Raw genomic sequence first — 19,390 nt, 5'->3', positions numbered from 1 at the left:
CCGACTCATCCACGAAACACTGACACCATGAACCCCACCACCCCTCGACACCTGCTCATCACCGGCGCCACCGGCGGAATCGGCCTACTACTGACCCAACGCCTCCGCACCGACTACAAAATCACCCAACACGGCCGCACCCCCAAAAACGACGAACAACAACACACCCTCGCCAAAGCCGACCTCACCGACTACAACCAAACCCTCAACCTCATGAACGGCATCGACACAGTCATCCACCTCGCCGGCGCATCATCCCCAGAATCCACCTGGGACGAAGTCCTCAACGCAAACATCATCGGCACCCGCAACATCCTCGAAGCCGCACGAAACAGCGCAGTACGCCGCATCGTCTACGCCTCCTCCAACCACGCCCTGGGCATGTACGACCGCTACTCCCAATGGCCCACCGGTCCCCACACCCTCCCACGCGCCGACTCCCTCTACGGCGTCTCAAAAATCTTCGGTGAAACCCTCGGGCGCTTCTACCACGACGAATACGGCCTGGACTTCATCGCACTACGCATCGGGTGGTCCGTGCCAGACCCCACCACCACCGACGAAGACCTCCTCCACGCCATGTGGCTCTCCCCAGACGACACCGAACAAATCTTCCGCTGCGCCATCGAAACCACCACCACCTTCGGCCTCTACTACGCCATCTCCAACAACAACAACCGCCGCTGGGACACCACCAACACCCTCCTGGACCTCGGCTACCGCCCCAAAGACTCCTGGGAAGACCACGACCCCCACCCTCAACCTCCCGTCGAAGGCGGCATCACCACCCGACTCACCTGGCCCATCGGCTCCTAACCACCCCAGAGCCAACTATCAGCAATCAACTCCACCTGATTCACCAAAGACACTCAGATCGCCAAGCATTCGTCCGTATGAGAAAGCATGAACGAGCTGCGCGGTGACATCGCCGAAGCGTTGGCACGTATGGAAGTCACCTTCGGCACCCGTACGGCCATCCGAGACCTGCACGAAAGCCTCGAAGAAGGCGAAACAGTAGTAGACATGGTCGGATGCCAATTCGCCTCCGGCAACGCCGTACTCGTCCTCACCAACCAACGCGTCATGGCGCTACGCGACGACATCTCCGCCTTCCGCATGCGCGCAGTCAACCTCCCAGACATCAAAGCCGTCGACTATGCCCCCCGCATCCATGACGGCCTAGGGATCCTCACTGACGCCGGGCGCATCGCCGTACGAAAAATGAGCCGCCGCGACGCCGACCGCATCGTCGACGGCATCCTCATTCGCTGCCCCAATGCCATCCTCGGCGTCAGCCGCCCCGCCGGCCCCGGCGGCAAAAGCGTCTTCCACCCCGAACCACGCACCGAAGCCCAAAAAGCACACCCCGACACACCTAAACCCACCGAAAACACCACCCAAAACAGCACCCCCACACCTCAAACCGCCGACGAAATCATCGCCCAAAACGCCAACACCGACGAAGTAGTTCTCATGGCAGTCCTGGCCGACCTGCACGCTAAAGGCCTACTCACCTCCGAAGAACTCGCCGCAAAAATCGCCCAGCTCTCCTCCCACTAAACAACCAACGCACCGCACCGGATGTCGGTACCTGCCCCCACGGACCTAAATACGGGAAGATGAACTCAGGTCAACTCGAAAGAGGGCAGGGCTCATGGACTCTGACAAGACGCCACTCCACCGGTCACGACAGCGCGAACACCGCCGCGCCCACCCCCACGACGTCTACGACGTCATGGCCGAAGGCTTCGCCACCGAAAAAGACACCAACACCGGAGCAGGCAGCGAAGTCGAATTCCTCCGCGCCCTCAACCTCCTACGCGAAACCACCCCCATCATCCAGCCACCCCAGCCCACCCCCACAGAAGAAACCCCCACCCCACCATCCACCACCCCCGCCATCGAGATATACCTCACCCCCCGCACCCCAGAAACCGACCCCAACGAACCCGAACCACACCCCAACAACGAACCAGAAAAACCAGAAGAAATAGACACCACCCCCGTCTGCGCCGAAGAAATGACCGGCATCTGGCTCACCACCGTCACCGGACACACCTCACCGGTATGGCTCGACGGCGAACCCGCCGAACCTGAAGACCTCGGTGTCCCCGATGACATCAGCGACCGCCTCCGCGACTGGGCCGAACTATGGAACACCCAATGGCACCCAGACAAAGGCTGGTTACCCCGCGCACGCATCACCGACTACGAAGCACTCGGACAATGGCTCGGGCGCCGCGTTAAAGACGTCAGCGGCGCAGTCACCGTCACCGTACAACTCAGCCACCTCGGCCGCGCAGGCATCACCGTCGTCCAACCCCCCGAAACCCGCCAACCCGTACGCGTCCTACTCATGAACGACTACGGCCTCAACTGGCCTATTTGGGTCGCTGACGACGCCGACTTCGTCACCGAATACGGCGTAGGCAGCTTCAGCTCCGAAATCAACGCCCGCATCGAAGCCTGGAGCGCACAATTCCACCAACACATGAACCCCCAAACAGGATGGCAAGCACCCCACCTAGCCACCCACTACGCCGAAACAGCAGAAGACCTCGTCCTGGCCATCGCAGAAGAACTCGGCCCCGACTACCTCGTCGAACTCGACCTATGGGAACTACACCTGCGACAACCACCCCGCAGAAACTAAACACACCAACTCAGCCAGCATTACCCAGCAGCAGAACCATCCAAGCCCAAACCCTCAGCACCCCACCGAGACAACTGCGGATCCTGCGCAAACGCCTGCAACAACCGCGCCGCCCCCTCAACCGCACTCAACGTCCCTGCCGAAACTGCCTCCTCAACCTCATCACGCACCTGTGCCACACCCTCACCACGACGCAACAACTGACGCACCTCCTCCTGCGCCATCGTCCACATCCAATCGCGCTGCTGCTGCACCCGCCGCTCCTCCAAACGGCCCAACTTCTCCAAACGCTCCCGATGCTTCAACACCGCAGACCACACGTCCTCCAACCCCACACCAGTCAAACCCGAACTCGTCATCACCAACGGCGGCGGAATCGACCGGTCAGTACGCATTAACCGCAACGCACCAGACAACTCCCGAGCAGCCTGCTTGGCCTTCATCTCATCACCATCGGACTTATTCATCGTGATGACGTCAGCCAACTCCAAAATGCCGCGCTTAATCCCTTGCAACTGATCACCCGTGCGCGCCAAACACAACATCAAAAACGTATCCACCATGTCAGCCACCGCAACCTCAGACTGCCCAACACCCACCGTCTCAACAATGATCACGTCATACCCAGCAGCCTCCAACAACAACATCGACTCACGCGTAGCCCGAGCCACCCCACCCAAATGACCACCCGAAGGCGAAGGCCTAATAAACGCCTCCTCCCGAACCGCAAGATCAGCCATCCGCGTCCGGTCACCCAAAATCGACCCACCCGTACGCTGACTCGAGGGATCAACCGCAACCACACCCACCCGATAGCCTTGATCAATCAAAAACAACCCGAACGTATTAATAAACGTCGACTTGCCCACCCCAGGAACACCCGAAATGCCGAGACGGATCGCTGAACCTGTGTACGGACGCACCGCCCGCAACAACTCACGCGCCTGAGCCTGATGCGCAGGCTTACTCGACTCCACCAAGGTGATCGCGCGGGCCAACGTCGTACGCCGGCCCGCACAAATCCCCTCGACGAGCTCCTCGACAGAGGGTGTTCGTCGCACTACCTTCAGCCCTCCTCGCTGGCCTGTTCCTTCAATTTCTCGAGCAACTCGACCGCAGCATCTGGAATAACAGTCCCCGGTGGGAAAATCGCCTCAGCACCGCGCTCACGCAGCTCCGCGAAATCCTGTTCCGGGATCACCCCACCAACAACGATCATCATGTCTGGCCGATCCAGCTTGTCCAGCTCCTCACGCAACGCCGGCACGAGAGTGAGGTGACCAGCTGCCAATGAGCTCACTCCCACGACATGCACATCTGCTTCAACCGCCTGACGGGCAACCTCATCAGGAGTCTGGAACAACGGGCCCACATCCACGTCGAAGCCAAGGTCAGCAAACGCCGTAGAAATCACTTTCTGACCACGGTCATGGCCGTCCTGCCCCATCTTCGCTACGAGAATACGAGGACGACGACCCTCAATCTGTTCAAACTCTTCGACGAGTTCGTGCGCACGGCTAGCAGAATCGGTCTGGGCAGCTTCTTCGCGGTACACGCCACTGATCGTACGGATCTGAGCCGTGTACCGGCCGTAGACCTTCTCCAATGCTTCAGAAATTTCACCAACCGTTGCCTTCGCTCTTGCCGCATCAATCGACAGAGCCAAAAGGTTGGCGTCCTGAGCATCGGAGGCAGCAGCATTCGTCAGCGCCTCCAGCTTGCGCTCAACCTCGTGATGATCCCGCTCCTCACGAAGACGACGCAGCTTCTCGATCTGCTCGCGCCGCACATGCGCGTTATCGACTTTGAGGACCTCGATCTCCTCGCGCCCGGTGACACGGTACTTATTCACACCGATAACCGGCTGCACACCAGAGTCGATACGAGCCTGCGTACGTGCCGCAGCCTCCTCGATACGCATCTTCGGGATGCCAGCTTCGATGGCTTTGGTCATGCCACCTGCAGCCTCCACCTCTTGAATGTGTGCCCATGCCCGGCCAGCCAAATCACGCGTGAGAGCATCCACGTATGCCGACCCTGCCCACGGATCCACTACAGCCGTCGTCTCGGACTCTTGCTGAATGAGCAGCTGAGTGTTTCGGGCAATACGAGCCGAGAAGTCGGTCGGCAGAGCGATAGCTTCATCGAGGGCATTAGTGTGCAAGGACTGTGTGTGACCCTGCGTGGCAGCCATAGCTTCGATACAAGTACGAACAACATTGTTGTAGACGTCTTGCGCTGTTAATGACCAACCAGAGGTCTGACTGTGTGTACGCAGACTCATCGATTTGGGGTTTTTCGCACCGAAATCTTTGATCGCTTTAGCCCACAGCAGCCGGGCCGCACGCATCTTCGCAACTTCCATAAAGAAGTTCATGCCGATCGCCCAGAAGAACGACAGGCGAGGTGCGAACGCATCCACATCCAATCCCGCGTTTTGCCCGGCACGGATGTATTCCATCCCGTCAGCGAGGGTGTATGCCATCTCGATATCCGCTGTCGCTCCGGCCTCTTGCATGTGGTAGCCGGAGATCGAAATCGAGTTAAAACGGGGCATGTTTTGGCTGGTGAATGCGAAAATGTCGGAGATGATTCGCATTGAAGGCGTTGGCGGATAGATGTAAGTGTTCCGCACCATGAATTCTTTAAGAATGTCGTTTTGGATCGTGCCAGCCAACTGCTCTGGCTTGACTCCCTGCTCTTCGGCAGCGACGACATACAACGCCAAGACCGGCAGCACGGCGCCGTTCATCGTCATCGAGACACTCATCTGGTCCAGCGGAATGCCATCGAACAGCTGACGCATGTCAAGGATGGAGTCGACGGCCACGCCAGCCATACCGACATCGCCGGAGACCCGGGGGTGGTCGGAGTCATAGCCACGGTGTGTGGCTAGGTCGAAGGCGATCGATAGCCCTTTTTGACCAGCAGCCAAGTTGCGGCGGTAGAACGCGTTGGACTCTGCTGCGGTGGAGAACCCGGCATATTGCCGAATAGTCCAGGGACGGTAGGCGTACATCGTGGCGTAGGGGCCACGTAGGAATGGTGCCGCCCCGGGGTAGGTGTGAAGGAAATCGACTCCCTCTAAGTCAGCTTCCGTATATACAGGAGGGACGACAATGTGTTCGGGGGTCTCCCAACGCTCGCGTGGGGAGACAGCGTATGCCTCGTCCCATTTCTTTTTGGCATCGTCTGCTGGTATGGCATCGCCGAGGGGGACCGAGTCGAAGCGTGGAATGGCGGTCATGCACCTGCTCCTTGCGTCGCATTGCTGGAGGGAGTTGCCGGTGAAGTGTCGCTGTCGTCCGATAGGGCGGGGACACCGAGTTGGTCGAGGATGGTTGAGGTGATCTCGACGACGTTGCTTCCCATGGCAAAGGAACCATCGATGGCTGCTGCGCCCTCACCGAGTTCTTTGGCTTTGCCAGCTAGGTAGATGTGTTCGACTCCTGCCTCGCGCAGTGCTTTGGCTGCTTCGGCGCCCCATGTTCCGTTCACTTTGGGGGAAGAGCAGATGACGGCGACTTTGCTGTGATGGTCGGCGACTTTGGTGGGTATTTCTTCTGCGGAGAGAACTTCTACAAGGTCACCTTTGATACCGCCAGCGGCTAGGAATGGCAGGGTAAACCCTTCCCTGCCACCGAAGTCGCGCCGGGTGCCAAGTCCTAGCAGGAGCGCGGTGGGCCGGTTGGGGGTGGCGAATGCGCGAGCCCGAAGCCGTTCGAAAACAACCGCGTCACGGCGTGGCATGAATGGTGCGACGTCGCCTTCGATTCGGGTTAATGGTGCTCGCGGGGTGCGTTCCACGATGGGTTCTTCCAAGTTCGGGAACTCGCTGACACCGGTCAAAGGTTGGCTGCGGTCTGCTAAACGGGCATCTCGGGTGGCGAGGTTATCTGCCACGATTTCGTGGATGCGTCCGTCTTCGAGAGCAGCGCGCATTCCTCCGGAGGACTCAATTTGAGTGAATAGTGTCCACGCTTTTGTGGCGATCTGTTCTGTGAGTGATTCCACATAGAAGGAGCCGCCGCCTGGGTCAGCTACCCGCCCCAGGTGAGATTCTTCGTTGAGAATGACTTGGGTGTTGCGGCTGATGCGGCGCGAGAACGATGTTGGTAGCCCGAGGACATGGTCGAAGGGAAAGACTGTTACAGCGTCGGCGTTACCGGCGGCGGCTGAGAACGCGGCGATTGTGCCGCGGAGCATGTTCACGTACGGGTCGTGGCGGGCCATCATCCGTTCGGAGGTGACTGCATGGGTGCGGGCGCCGCGCTTGTCTTCAGGTATGTCGAGGACTTCGCCGATGCGTGCCCACATGCGGCGTAGCGCGCGCAGTTTGGCAAGTGAGGTGAACTGCACGTCTGTTGCGACTAGGCGAAATTCGATGCGGTCGAATACGTCTGCTGGAGGTATGTCTGCTTCGTCGAGAATTCGTAGATACTCCACACCGGTTGCCACTGCGAAGGCCAGTTCTTCGGCTGTTCCTGCGCCGGCGTCGTGGTAGGGGCGAACATCGATTGTTACTGGGATGACGTTTGGGTAGGAGTCCAGCGTTGTGCGGGTCCATGTGACTAGCGGTGAGGTGTCGATGTTGCCGCCGCGGCGGGCCACCAGACCGAATGGGTCGATGCCGAGGCCGCCTGATACTTGGTTGTTGGCGGTTTCTGCTGCCCAGGCTTGGATGAGCGCTTTCGCTGCTGTGTCGGGGTCGTCGTTGGATTGCAGGTGGATTCCGGCGAGTGCGAAGTCAACGTCTGTGAGCACAGTGGCGATGTCTTCGGGGGCGATGCCGTCTTGACCTACACCGAGCCATATTGAGGTGGCGCCCCGTTCGAGGTCGGTGAGTACTTCTCTGCGTGAGGTGTCGGCGTCGGGGTCATCGTGGAAGGCACGCATGTCCCAGCTGGTGGTGTCTCGTTGTGGTTGCCGTCCCCGGGTAAAGGGCATGAAGCCGGGGACCCCGGTGGCGGGGACGGTTTCTTGTCCTTCTGGCATGGAGTACAGCGGCTCTAGGTGGAGACCGTCTGTTGTGGTTCGGCGGAGTCGATCTAGTGAAGTGTCTGGGCTGAGTTGTTTGTCTTCGGGGCGTCCGCGGTTGAGGACTTTGGCTACGAGGACTTTCCACTCGTCGAATGTCACGGTTGGAAAGTCGCCGGCTAGGGGAGGCACCTCGATCGGTGTCTCTTCAGGTGTCGATCCGGTCTGCGTCACGACGCTTTCCCCTTTCATGGCGGTTGCCACGTCGGTGTGCGGTGGGCAAGCACGAGAGGATGCCGCACCCTGGGTGCACGGGTGCGGTCGGCTCGACGTCACGGAGCTTTGGTGGGTGTGCACCGCGACGGGCTGACCGTTCCTTATGGCACACCCTAGACCGCAGGAGGGGGGTCGGACAGGATGTTCTGGCAGGTCAAGGGACCTTAGTCAGGCAATACGCGTGATAGTGCGATAAGTCTCACGTTTGTGGCGGTGTGGGGGGTGAGCATGATCACGCCGTGTCGTGGGATTTTTCACGCGTTTTTAGAGCAGGGTTCCGCGGCGCAGGAGGTAGGAGTCCATGATCCACCCTTTTTCGTGGCGGGCTTGTGTGCGGGTTGTCACGATTTTTTCTGCGACGTCGTCTAGTGGGCCGTGGATGAGGAGTTCGTCTTCGCTGCCGAGGTAGGCGCCCCAGTACACGTAGATGTTTTGGCCGGTGTATTTTTGGCCAGCGAATCCTGCGTCGAGCATGACGAAGACGTCGTCGCAGTTGGGGGGCCATTCTTGGGCTAGTCGTCGGCCGGTGGTGATGGTGACGCAGCCTGCGACGCGGTTGAGTAGTGTGCCGTGTCGGGCGGTGAGTGCGTGCAGGCTGCTGATACCTGGGATGACGTCGTATTCGATTTCGAGGCCGCGTGCGATGAGGTCGTCGAGGATGCGGAGGGTGCCGTCGTACAGGCTTGGGTCTCCCCATACGAGGAATGCGCCGATGCGCTCTTCGGTGAGTGTTTCTTTGAAGGCTTCGGCGATGCGGTCCATGCGGGCGTCGCGCCACCGTTTCACTTCGGCTGCGTATACCTCGGGAGGCATTTCGCCGCGGTGGCGGGGGGCTTCGGGGATGGAGTGGATGCGGTATGAGTTGGGGTCTGCGTAGGTGTCGAGGATTGCTTGTCGTGCGGCGTTGAGGTCGGCTTTTGTTTCTCCTTTGTCGATTTCGAAGAACACATCGGTGTCTCGGATCGCTGTCACCGCTTGCATGGTTACGTATGCGGGGTCGCCTACTCCGACGCCGATGACGTGGATTCGAAACATGTTTGGCTCCTTAGTGGTCTCTTGGGTCGTCACTGTAGTGCTGGGGTGGGGGCGGTTTTGTGTGGGGTGCGGTAAGCATTTGGAGGTTGGTGCTGTGCTCGGGGCAGGGGTTGGGGTGTCACAGTGGGGGGTATGACATCGCATTTTCCTTTTGTGCCGAGCGAGTCCGGTAGTGGTCCATATTCGATGAGGAAGCTGCATGATTCGGACAGGCATTTGTTTGGCAGTGACACCTTCGCTGGGATTCATCCTGAGGTGTTGGAGGCGATTGCCTTGGCTAATGGTGGTCATGTGCGCGCGTATGGGGATGATCCGTATACGCGTGCTTTGCAGGATGTGATGAAGCGTCATTTTGGTCCGAGTGCGTTGACGGTGCCGGTATTTAACGGCACTGGTGCGAATGTGGTGGCTTTGGAGCAGATGACGCGCCGGTGGGAGTCGGTTGTGTGTGCGCGGACGGCGCATGTGAATACGGATGAGTGTGGGGCTGCGGAGCGGATGTCGGGTATCAAGCTCATTCCGGTCGATTGTGTAGATGGCAAGTTGACACCGGCTGCGATTGATCGGGTTGTCCCGGTGGCGCGGGGTGAACATACGGCGGTGCCTACGTTGGTGACTATTTCGCAGGCGAGCGAGCTGGGGACTGTTTATTCGGTGGATGAGTTGCGGGCGTTGGTGGAGTACGCGCATGGGATGGGGATGCGGGTGCATGTGGATGGTTCTCGGATGGCGAATGCGGCGGTCGCGTTGGGTGTTGGGTTGGCTGATTTGACGGTGGAGTTGGGGGTTGATGCTGTTTCGCTTGGTGGCACGAACAGTGGTCTTGTGGGGGTCGAGGCGCTGGTGGTGCTTGATCCGGTGATTTCGCAGAGTGTGAAGTTCACGCGTAAGTTCACGGGGCAGCTCGGGGCAAAGATGCGGTTTATGTCGGCTCAGTTGTTGGCTTTGTATGGCGGGGATTTGTGGGTGCGTAACGCCGTTGCTGCCAATGATGCTGCGTCGCGTTTGGCGCAGGGGCTTGGGGGGATTCCTGGGGTTCGTCTTGTGCATCCGGTGGAGGCGAATACTGTGTTTGCGGTTTTGCCGCGGTTGGTGAATGTGCGGCTACGTCGTCGGTGGGGTTTCAGTGATTGGGACAGGCAGGCTGGTGTGGTGCGGTTGATGACGAGTTGGGACACGTCTGTGGGGCATGTGGATGCGTTTCTTGAGGATTTGACAGCGGCGGTGGCAGCTGGCGAATAGGTGGGGTGTTTAGGTGAGGGACCAGTCGATGGGGTGTGCTCCTTGGTGGGCGAGGAGCGCGTTGGTGCGGGAGAAGGGGCGTGATCCGAAGAATCCGTGTCGTGCCGATAAGGGGGAGGGGTGGGCGCTTTCGACGCGGGGGATGTTGCCTAGGAGGGGCGCGAGGTTGCGTGCGTCGCGTCCCCACAGTATGGCGACTAGTGGTTGTCCGTGTGTGTGAGAGGCGGCGAGGGCACGTATCGCGGTTTCGGTAATGATTTCCCAGCCTCTGCCGCGGTGGCTGGCGGGGGCGCCGGGACGCACGGTCAGGACGCGGTTGAGGAGCATGACGCCTCGGTCTGCCCAGGGGGTGAGATCGCCGTTGCGTGGGGTGGGGATGTTGAGGTCTTCGCTGAGTTCTTTGTAGATGTTGGTGAGGCTTCTGGGGATGGGATGTACGTCGGGGGCAACGGAGAAGGATAGGCCGATGGCGTGTCCGGGGGTGGGGTAGGGGTCTTGTCCCACGATGAGGACGCGGGTGTCATGCAGTGGTCGTTCGAAGGCGCGGAGGATGTGTTTTCCGGCAGGTAAGTAGGTGTGTCCGGCGGCGAGTTCTTCGCGCAAAAAGGTGCCCATTCGGGTGACTTCGTCTGCGACGGGCGCGAGGGCATTGGCCCAGGTGGGGTGGACGAGCTCGGTGAGAGGTTTTGGTGCGGACACGGTTTCACCCTATCGACGTGTGTGGGGGTGTTTGTGGCTTTGGTTTTGGGGGTGGCTGGTGGGGTGACTTTGTCGGTGGGGGCTGCCAGAGTGAGCGCTCGTGCCGGGGGTCGGGTAGGCCCACGGTTTCGCGAAGGAGGGGATCTTTGGGCATCGTGCTGGGCATGGATGAACGTTGCGATGGAACGCGTGATGAAGAGTGTTTTGACGGTGAGGTTGACTCTGTTGTGCCGGTGGTGGAGGGGCTGTCCTCGGCGCAGCGGGAGTTGTTGATATTTGAGCGTCGCTGGTCAGGAGCGGTGGGTTTGGGGGGGAAAGAGCAGGAGATGCGTGCAGTTTTTGGTGTGACGCCGACGCGGTATTACCAGTGGCTGAATGCTGTCGTGGATTTGCCGGCAGCGATGGAGTTTGACCCTGTTTTGGTCAAGCGGTTGCAGCGGATGAGGCAGGGGCGGGCGCGTTCTCGTGCGGTGCGGCGTTTGGTGAGTTGAGCGTGTTGAGGCGGTTATGAGCCGGAGGGGGATAAGGGCGGTAGGCGTCCTTGGCGGCCTGAGAGAGGGGTGGTTGTGGTGAGGGGGATCAGGTGTTGTGCGGCTGTGCGTTCGAGGATGGCGCCGATGCTGTCGAGGATGCCGGAGGTTATGCGGCGTCGTTGCCAGTAGAGTGGGACGTCTTGGTTGTGGGCGGGTAGTTGGATGAGGTGGCCGCGTTCGATGTCGTCGTCAAGCAGGGCTGCGGGCAGGACTCCCCAACCGAGTCCGGCTCGTATGGCGGCAGCGAATCCTTCGGCTGAAGGGATGACGTGAGCGTGGTGGCGGGTGGTGGGGGTGATTCCTTGGCTTTCGATGACGCGTATTTGGAGGCGGTCGTCGGCGTCGTAGCGGATGGATGGTGCTGAGTTCCAGTCGAAGCCGTTTCGTGTGGTGTGGCGTTCAACGATGGTTGGGGTGGCTACGGGGATGTAGCGCATGGCTCCTAGGGGGGTGGTAGAGCAGCCTTGGACGGGGGTGGGGTCGCTGGTGACTGCGCCGAGGGCATCGCCGGTGCGTAGGAGTTCGGAGGTCACTTCTTCGTTGGCGATGGTTAGGTGCAGAAGTATGTCCAGGTGGGCGATGTCGTGCATGGCTGGGATGAGCCAGGTGGCGAGGGAGTCGGCGTTGACGGCTAGTGATAGTTCGGTGGGTTTGCCGGTGTCTTCGTGGAGTGTGGCGAGTGCTTCGGCTTCGAGCAGGCGCATTTGGCGGGCGAGGCGGACGAGTACGTGCCCGGCGGGGGTGGCGGTGCATGGGGTGGATCGGATGATGAGGATGTGGCCGACGTCGGATTCCAGGGCTCGGATGCGCTGGCTGACAGCTGAGGGGGTGATGCCGAGCGTGTGTGCGGCGGCGTCAAATGCGCCTTCTTCGAGGATGGCAATGAGTGTGTTGAGTCGGTCCAGGTCGAGCCTCATGAAGTAACTCTAAAGTTTCTGAAGAAAAACTTGTTTTTCTTTATCTCACCTGCTGCATACCTTGGGTTCATGCCGCTTGCTCTTACTGGTTTCTTCACTGGCCTTGCTCTCATCTTGCCTATTGGAGCCCAGAACGCTTTCTTGTTGCGTACTGGACTGACGCGTCGTCACGTCACGCTTGTGACGGTTATTTGCATGGTGTCTGACTCGCTGCTTATTGCTGCGGGAGTGGCTGGGGTTGGTGCTTTGGTGAGCAGTACCCCGGGGTTGGTGACGGTGGTTACCTGGCTGGGGGCCGCATATTTGGTGGCGTTCGGTGTGCGTTCTCTGTTGGCAGCGCGTGCTTCTAGTGGCTTGGTTGCTGCTAATGAGGGCGCTCGGGGGGCGATGGCAATGGTGTGGACCACGATGGCTATCTGCTGGCTCAACCCGCACGCGTACTTGGACATTCTCATGTTGGGCTCTATTGCTAACGCCCATGGGGCCGAGGGTAAGTGGCTGTTCGGGGTAGGTGCGATTGTGGCGAGCGTTTTTTGGTTTGCTGTGTTGGGCTACGGGGCTCAGATGCTGGGGCGCTATGCCCATAATCGGCGCTTGTGGCAGATGATTGACGTTGCTATCGGTGTGCTCATGATTGGGCTGGGTGTGCGCTTGGTGTTGGGGTGAGGGATGAGCGGCGGTGGAGTCGCTAGTTAAGGCTGGCGGCGCGTTTTTTTATCGACGTTCACCGTTTGCACTCGCAGGGGTCGAGTGCTAATCATGGAGTTAGCACTCTCATCGTCCGAGTGATAAGAGCTCCGCACAGCGGTGGCTCCCAGAGTCGCCCGACGGTGCAGAGGGGAATGAACGAAGGACCGGCTCGGTGAGGCTCAGGCCCTTCTCTTACGAAACGGCGTCAGAGAAGGTAAGAGTCGTCCGTCGCGGGCGCCGCCCGGTCCACTCAGAACCGCTCGTGTGGGAGGAACCACCGAACATGGCCAAGATCATTTCCTACGACGAAGAAGCGCGCCGCGGACTCGAGCGGGGCATGAACCAGCTCGCTGACGCAGTCAAGGTCACTCTCGGACCTAAGGGCCGCAACGTTGTCCTCGAGAAGAAGTGGGGTGCCCCCACGATCACTAACGATGGTGTATCCATCGCTAAGGAGATCGAACTCGAAGACCCGTACGAGAAGATTGGTGCAGAGCTCGTCAAAGAGGTCGCCAAGAAGACCGACGACGTTGCTGGTGACGGCACCACGACCGCTACTGTCCTCGCTCAGGCTCTCGTGAAGGAAGGCCTGCGCAACGTCGCTGCTGGCGCCAACCCAATGGCCCTCAAGCGCGGTATCGAGAAGGCCACGGCCGCTGTCTCCGAGGAACTGCTCGCGATGGCCAAGGAGATCGAGACCAAGGAGCAGATCGCTGCTACCGCGTCCATCTCCGCAGCTGACGCCCAGATCGGTGAGATGATCGCCGAAGCCATGGACAAGGTCGGCAAAGAAGGCGTCATCACTGTTGAGGAGTCCAACACCTTCGGGCTCGAGCTCGAGCTCACCGAGGGTATGCGCTTCGACAAGGGTTACATCTCTGCCTACTTCGTCACAGACACCGAGCGCATGGAGGCTGTCCTAGAGGACGCTTACGTGCTCATCGTCAACAGCAAGATCGGCTCCATCAAGGACCTCATCCCGGTTCTGGAGAAGGCCAAGGGCGCAGGCAAGCCGCTGCTCATCGTCGCTGAAGACGTCGAGGGTGAAGCACTCGCCACCCTGGTGCTGAACAAGATCCGCGGCATCATCAACGTCGTGGCAGTCAAGGCTCCCGGCTTCGGGGACCGCCGTAAGGCCATGCTCTCCGACATCGCCATTCTCACCGGCGGTCAGGTCATCTCCGAAGAGGTTGGCCTCAAGCTCGAAAACACCGAGCTTGACCAGCTTGGCCGTGCGCGCAAGGTCGTCATCACCAAAGACGAAACCACCATCGTTGAAGGTGGCGGCGACGCAGACCAGATCGCTGGCCGCGTGAAGCAGATCCGCGCTGAGATCGAGAACTCCGACTCTGACTACGACCGCGAGAAGCTGCAGGAGCGTCTTGCCAAGCTCGCCGGTGGCGTGGCTGTCATCAAGGCTGGCGCCGCTACCGAGGTTGAGCTCAAGGAACGCAAGCACCGCATCGAAGACGCTGTGCGTAACGCCAAGGCTGCTGTCGAAGAAGGTATCGTCGCTGGTGGTGGCGTGGCGCTCCTGCAGGCCACCGACGCCGCGTTCGGCAAGCTTTCTTTGGAAGGCGATGAAGCCACGGGTGCGAACATCGTCCGTGTTGCTGCCGAGGCTCCCTTGAAGCAGATCGCTGTCAACGCTGGCCTTGAAGGCGGCGTTGTTGTGGAGAAGGTGCGCAACCTTCCTGCAGGCCAGGGCTTGAATGCCGCTTCCGGTGAGTACGTTGACCTGCTTGCTGAGGGCATCATCGACCCGGCCAAGGTCACCCGTTCCGCACTGTCGAACGCAGCATCCATCGCTGCGCTCTTCCTCACCACAGAGGCAGTCGTGGCCGACAAGCCGGAGAAGGCAGCCCCGGCCGCTGGCGCGCCTGACATGGATGGCATGGGCGGCATGGGCTTCTGATCCCACCAACCCAATCGTGTCGTGAGGTCTTAGCCCCGCGCTAGACCCAAGTGACATGGCTGGGGCCCATACCTTGTAGGTATGGGCCCCAGCCATGTCACGGACACATTAAAAGGTGCTGTTCGCATGCACTTTCGGTGGCTTGGTGACGAAAGGAATTACCGCACCGACAAGAGCGATCACACCGATGACGGTGTAGCCGAGCATGTAGTTTTTCTCCGCGTCACCACCGATGAGTGCCGAAGAAAGCAACGGGCCACCGACTCCGCCCAAAGACCACGCGACAAGCATGAGCCCGTAAATACTGCCGCTGTGCGTGAGGCCGAAGAACTTACCTGCAGTAGAGGGCATAGCTCCGAAACCACCGCCGTAGCAGGTGTAGATAATGGCAGCCAACACGGCGAAAGCAGCTGCTGAAGTGCCCAGGTGAGGCATCAGAATCAAACAAATTCCCTGCAGCGCGAGAATGCCGACAAAAGCGTTCATCTTGCCCACACGGTCTGACAGCGCAGCCCAAAGAATGCGGCCAGCCCCATTGAAAAGCCCCATGATTCCAACCAGGGCTGCTGCTGCGGCGGCACTGTAACCGGCAATGTTTGCTGCTGCTGCGGCCGCACCTGAAACCAACGTGATTCCTGCAGTGGTCGACAAAGTCAAGATAAGTGTCAGTAGATACCACTGGGGTGTAGAGAGCGCCTCTTTAACGGTGAAATCACGTGCAGTGGAGTTCGTGCTTTCGTTACTTGGAGCAGGCATTCCAGCAGGACGCCATCCGCTGGGAGGGTTAACGAAAGTTAGCGACCCCAAGACACCAAAAATCAGATAAGCAATCCCCAGAGGTAGGAAAGGCGCTGTGGGATGAACCGGATCACTCTCGATGAGCATTTGCGCCACCGGTGAGGTGATAACAGCACCAAAACCGAACCCAGCAACAGCTAAACCAGTGATAAGACCGGCCTTATCAGGGAACCATTTCTGCAGTAGAGCGATAGGGACGATATATGCCATGCCCAGGCCAAGCCCAGAAATGAGACCGTATCCGACCAGAAGGAGCCATAGGTCACCGGGGGTGGTCGCGAATGAGCTGATGATGATCCCAATGGCGTAGAGAACAACGCCCACCACAGCGACGATGCGGGGGCCGCGGGCGTCTTGGATGCGCCCGCCAACGAAGGTGCCGATGAAGATCATTCCGAGCGCCAACTCGAAAGGAAGCGCTGCCTGCACTGCAGACAGGTGCATAGCAGATGGCCCAGCTTGAAGAGCTTTACCGAATGTGCTCCAGGCGTAGATAGCTCCGAGAGCAAGCTGAACGAGAATGCCACCGGCGAGAATGATCCACCGGTTAGAGATGGCGCTCGTGGGTGAAGCGGATGGGGAGGTCATCGGGAAGGGGACTTTCTGTGTGAAAAGAGCTAGTGGTGTGGTGAGTGTCCTTGGTGTTGCTGGTTGTGTCTTTGCGACGGATCGAACCCTACCCGCGGGTGGGTGGCTGCTAAGGCATAGAAAAGGCCGGAAGCCCGCGTTTTAGGGCTTCCGGCCTTTAAATGTGAGGTGTCTTACCCGTTGTCCTCTGTGTCTTGCGGGCGGCTACCGAGAGTGACCTGAACGTCTTGGCGTTGTTTTCCGCGCACGATGGTCAGGGTTACTTGTTCGCCTGCTCGGTGGTCGCGCACTTGTGCGACGAGAGCTTCTTTGCCGTCAATCGGGTCGTTGTTGAGTGCGACGATAGCGTCGCCGCGGCGGATGCCAGCTTCGGCTGCAGGGCTATTAGGTGTGACTTCAGCAACAAGAGCCGCGGCGCGCTGAGCTTCTCCTTCGGGGACGTTTCCGGTCTGGCTGCTGATTCCTACGAAAGCGTGCTGAACGTGGCCGTTTTTGATGAGTTGGGAAGCGATGTTTTTCATGGCATTAACCGGGATGGCGAAGCCGATGCCGATGTTTCCGCCACCTTGTTGAGTTTGAGCGATAGAAGAGTTAATGCCGATGAGCTGGCCGGATGCGTTGACAAGTGCGCCTCCGGAGTTACCAGGGTTGATGGCTGCAGATGTCTGAATGGCGTTGGTGATGACATCTTCAGAGATAGTGGCCTCAGCGTAGTTAGGTTTGCCGCTGGTAATGAGTGGGCGATCCAGGGCACTGATGATGCCTTCGGTGACGGTGCCGGACAGACCTAGTGGGTTACCGACGGCCATGACTGGCACACCGACTTTGAGTTGGTCAGAATCTCCGAGGGTGATGGGGCGTACGTCGGAGGGGACGTCGACCATTTTGAGGGTTGCTAGGTCGGTGCTGGGGTCCGAGCCGACGACGGTTGCTTTGTGAGTGCGTTTGTCGTTGAGGGTGATGAAAATCTGTCCGCGTCCGTTGACGGCGTCAGCCACGACGTGGTGGTTGGTGACCACGTGGCCCTCTTTGTCCAGGATCACTCCTGAGCCTTGAGCGTTTCCTTGATACGCGTTGACGGTGATGGAAACGACACTGGGGGCGACGGCTTCGGCGGTTGCGGTCCAGTCGGGTGCAGAGCCGGAAGCTTGCTGGATCGGTCCGGGTTGGGCATGGAATTGATCGCTTTGAGCAGGAGGGTTTTTGGTGTTGTCGGCGGTGTTGCGTCCGCTGAGGTAAGTGGGGGCTAGTCCTGCCAAGGCGGCGACGAGCACCACGGCGCCGATACTGATGAAGAGGGTTGCGCGGCGCTTTTTAGCTCGGTTGGTGGCGGCGTCATCTTTTTTCTCTGCTGTGTCGTCGCTTTGGTTTGGGTCAGCGCCGGGTGCGTCCCAGTTTTTGGTTGCGCCCATTTTCCACGGCGCTGACGAGGCGTCGGAGCCGTGCCACGTGGTTCCCGGAGCCTGGTTTGGCCCGGTACTGGGCCCTTCCTGACCGGGGGCGTTGGTGGGTTCGTTAGCCATCCGTTCCTCCAGTGTTGTGGCGTCGTGGTGTGAGGAGTCGACGTACAGGGCGTCGAGCCCGTGTGGCAGGTGTTTCAGTTTGTGAGGCTGGGGGCTCTGCCTTTGTGTTGCTATTAGCTGCAGTAGGAAGCTCAAAGACGAAAGTAGCTCCTCCACCAGGGGTTGGTGCTACACCGACGCGTCCTCCATGGGCTTCAATGAGTCCGGCGACGATAGCCAGTCCGAGGCCGTATCCGCCGCTGGGTTTACGGCCTCGGGCAGGGTCATTGCGGTAGAAGCGTTCGAAAACTTTGCTGGCGACTTCGGGTTCGATGCCTGGTCCGTGGTCGCGTACTTCAACGCGAGCTCGTTGTTGATGTATTCCAACGGCTACTTCGATGGGGCTTCCTGCAGGAGTGTGGGAAAGGGCGTTAGCGACGAGGTTGGTGACAACCTGGCGCAGGCGTGCTTCATCTCCAACAACTTCGGTGGGCACGAGGTCACCGTCATCGATGGACAGGAGACGGATTTCGCGTTCGCGGTCGCGTGCTCGGGCATCTTGTACGGCGTCAGCAGACAGAACGGTGAGATCAACGACGCTCATGTTCATGGGGCGGGCGTTGTCGAGTCTGGCGAGGGTGAGCAGATCGTCGACGAGTCCGGCCATACGTGTGGCTTCATTTTCGATGCGGCTCATGGCGGCTGCTGTTTGCTCAGGAGAAGAGGCAGCGCCTTGGCGATAAAGCTCTGCATAGCCGCGGACTGTTGCAAGGGGAGTGCGCAGTTCGTGAGATGCGTCGGTGACGAAACGTCGCATGCGCTGTTCGCCAGCTTCGCGGATACGGAAGGACTCCTCGATTTGAGCGAGCATCGCGTTGATGGAGCGGGAAAGGCTTTGTACTTCGTCGTGTGCGCGTGTTTCAGGGACGCGGCGTGATAGATCGCCTGCCGCGATTGCGGCGGCGGTGTCTTCGATGGTGCGTAGCGGCCGGAAAGCGCGCCGGAACCCTATCCAGCCGATGAAAACGCAGCCTAAAACGAGCAGCATGCTGACGGTAAAGGATGCTGCGATGGTTTTGTTGATGGCTTGTTCCACACCGGCCAGGGAGGTAGCCACCGCGTAGGTGCCTGAGGCGTTGCTCATTTGTCCAGCAACGACGATCCAGGCAGGGCTGGATGCGTTGGGCGAGGAAAGGATGAACGGTTCGGCGGAGCTGACGCGGGCGTCGCGGGTGGTCAGGCGGGGCATGTCGGGGACGGATTCAGCGTCAATGCCGGAAGGGACCAGGGTCGCTACAGGACGTCCCGCCGTGTTCATAAACGACACGACGTAGGTGCTAGGTACGTCAATGTCGTTTTTGCGATTCATGTATTGGGGGAGCACGCGTTCAGCCACAGGTGCGGCTGCCGTGCGGAGCTCCTCGACGGTGCGGTCTACGAGATAGCGGCGCATGATTGCGCTGGTCGCCAGGCTTGTGAGAGTGAGTGCCACGACGAGGAGTACGACGAGGACGGCGAGGAGCCGCCAGGTGAGCGACTTTTCGTGAAGTCGGCCGGTCACCCGG

At 59.7% G+C, this 19,390-nt stretch carries 16 protein-coding genes; 7 read left to right on the top strand and 9 right to left on the bottom strand.

Features of this window, described 5'->3' with window-relative positions:
* Window positions 1-27 precede the first annotated feature (27 nt).
* From AC2T9U_RS09385 to AC2T9U_RS09375, 3 genes are all read left to right on the top strand, one after another.
* Window positions 28-816 (top strand): NAD-dependent epimerase/dehydratase family protein, encoded by a 789-nt coding sequence (locus AC2T9U_RS09385; RefSeq protein WP_493695913.1) that lies wholly within the window; start codon window positions 28-30, stop codon window positions 814-816.
* Window positions 817-903: 87 nt separating this feature from the next.
* Entirely contained in the window at window positions 904-1,560 is a 657-nt protein-coding gene (locus AC2T9U_RS09380; RefSeq protein WP_208302963.1) for a PH domain-containing protein, read from the top strand.
* Between the two features lie 94 nt (window positions 1,561-1,654).
* The gene (locus tag AC2T9U_RS09375; RefSeq protein WP_115029310.1) at window positions 1,655-2,653 is read left to right on the top strand and encodes an immunity protein CdiI family protein; all 999 of its coding nucleotides are present in this window, start codon (window positions 1,655-1,657) and stop codon (window positions 2,651-2,653) included.
* A gap of 20 nt (window positions 2,654-2,673) precedes the next feature.
* Here the strand turns inward: AC2T9U_RS09375 and meaB are convergent, their stop codons facing one another.
* The 4 genes from meaB to cobF form a co-directional block, all read right to left on the bottom strand.
* Window positions 2,674-3,714 carry a methylmalonyl Co-A mutase-associated GTPase MeaB gene (gene meaB / locus AC2T9U_RS09370; RefSeq protein WP_115029312.1) on the bottom strand — a complete coding sequence of 347 codons (1,041 nt, stop codon included), beginning with the start codon at window positions 3,712-3,714 and terminating at the stop codon, window positions 2,674-2,676.
* Between the two features lie 5 nt (window positions 3,715-3,719).
* Window positions 3,720-5,900 (bottom strand): methylmalonyl-CoA mutase, encoded by a 2,181-nt coding sequence (scpA, locus tag AC2T9U_RS09365; protein ID WP_115029314.1) that lies wholly within the window; start codon window positions 5,898-5,900, stop codon window positions 3,720-3,722.
* Window positions 5,897-7,792, bottom strand: coding sequence for a methylmalonyl-CoA mutase family protein (locus AC2T9U_RS09360; protein ID WP_341746779.1), 1,896 nt, complete (start codon window positions 7,790-7,792; stop codon window positions 5,897-5,899). Before AC2T9U_RS09360 ends, scpA begins: the two co-directional genes overlap by 4 nt.
* Window positions 7,793-8,170: 378 nt before the next feature.
* Window positions 8,171-8,941 (bottom strand): precorrin-6A synthase (deacetylating), encoded by a 771-nt coding sequence (gene cobF, locus AC2T9U_RS09355; RefSeq protein WP_493695912.1) that lies wholly within the window; start codon window positions 8,939-8,941, stop codon window positions 8,171-8,173.
* A gap of 132 nt (window positions 8,942-9,073) precedes the next feature.
* Here cobF and AC2T9U_RS09350 point away from each other — a divergent pair, with 132 nt between their 5' ends.
* Window positions 9,074-10,183 carry a threonine aldolase family protein gene (locus AC2T9U_RS09350; protein ID WP_493695911.1) on the top strand — a complete coding sequence of 370 codons (1,110 nt, stop codon included), beginning with the start codon at window positions 9,074-9,076 and terminating at the stop codon, window positions 10,181-10,183.
* 9 nt (window positions 10,184-10,192) lie between these two features.
* Here the strand turns inward: AC2T9U_RS09350 and AC2T9U_RS09345 are convergent, their stop codons facing one another.
* A complete protein-coding gene (locus tag AC2T9U_RS09345; protein WP_493695910.1) occupies window positions 10,193-10,882 on the bottom strand; it encodes a uracil-DNA glycosylase in 690 nt (229 codons plus the stop codon).
* Between the two features lie 164 nt (window positions 10,883-11,046).
* Here AC2T9U_RS09345 and AC2T9U_RS09340 point away from each other — a divergent pair, with 164 nt between their 5' ends.
* A complete protein-coding gene (locus AC2T9U_RS09340) occupies window positions 11,047-11,373 on the top strand; it encodes a DUF3263 domain-containing protein (RefSeq protein ID WP_493695909.1) in 327 nt (108 codons plus the stop codon).
* Window positions 11,374-11,387: 14 nt separating this feature from the next.
* Here AC2T9U_RS09340 and AC2T9U_RS09335 read toward each other — a convergent pair whose 3' ends face one another.
* Window positions 11,388-12,332, bottom strand: coding sequence for a LysR family transcriptional regulator ArgP (locus AC2T9U_RS09335; RefSeq protein ID WP_493695908.1), 945 nt, complete (start codon window positions 12,330-12,332; stop codon window positions 11,388-11,390).
* A gap of 69 nt (window positions 12,333-12,401) precedes the next feature.
* On the opposite strand from AC2T9U_RS09335, the gene AC2T9U_RS09330 reads away from it, so the two are divergent.
* Together AC2T9U_RS09330 and groL are read left to right on the top strand one after the other, a co-directional pair.
* Window positions 12,402-12,998, top strand: coding sequence for a LysE/ArgO family amino acid transporter (locus AC2T9U_RS09330; protein WP_115032367.1), 597 nt, complete (start codon window positions 12,402-12,404; stop codon window positions 12,996-12,998).
* A 307-nt stretch (window positions 12,999-13,305) separates the two neighbouring features.
* On the top strand, window positions 13,306-14,937 hold the full coding sequence (gene groL, locus AC2T9U_RS09325) for a chaperonin GroEL (RefSeq protein WP_115029322.1): 1,632 nt from the start codon (window positions 13,306-13,308) through the stop codon (window positions 14,935-14,937).
* Window positions 14,938-15,045: 108 nt separating this feature from the next.
* Here groL and AC2T9U_RS09320 read toward each other — a convergent pair whose 3' ends face one another.
* From AC2T9U_RS09320 to AC2T9U_RS09310, 3 genes are all read right to left on the bottom strand, one after another.
* A complete protein-coding gene (locus AC2T9U_RS09320; RefSeq protein WP_493695907.1) occupies window positions 15,046-16,323 on the bottom strand; it encodes an L-lactate MFS transporter in 1,278 nt (425 codons plus the stop codon).
* A 173-nt stretch (window positions 16,324-16,496) separates the two neighbouring features.
* Entirely contained in the window at window positions 16,497-17,846 is a 1,350-nt protein-coding gene (locus tag AC2T9U_RS09315) for a trypsin-like peptidase domain-containing protein (protein ID WP_115029326.1), read from the bottom strand.
* Complete coding sequence (locus AC2T9U_RS09310; RefSeq protein WP_341746781.1) at window positions 17,839-19,386, bottom strand: sensor histidine kinase; 1,548 nt, start codon at window positions 19,384-19,386, stop codon at window positions 17,839-17,841. The genes AC2T9U_RS09315 and AC2T9U_RS09310 overlap by 8 nt, the downstream gene beginning before the upstream one ends.
* Window positions 19,387-19,390 lie beyond the last annotated feature (4 nt).

This window comes from Dermatophilus sp. B7861-1 (genome assembly GCF_058996045.1).
This window is presented reverse-complemented; position numbering and strand designations above follow the sequence as displayed.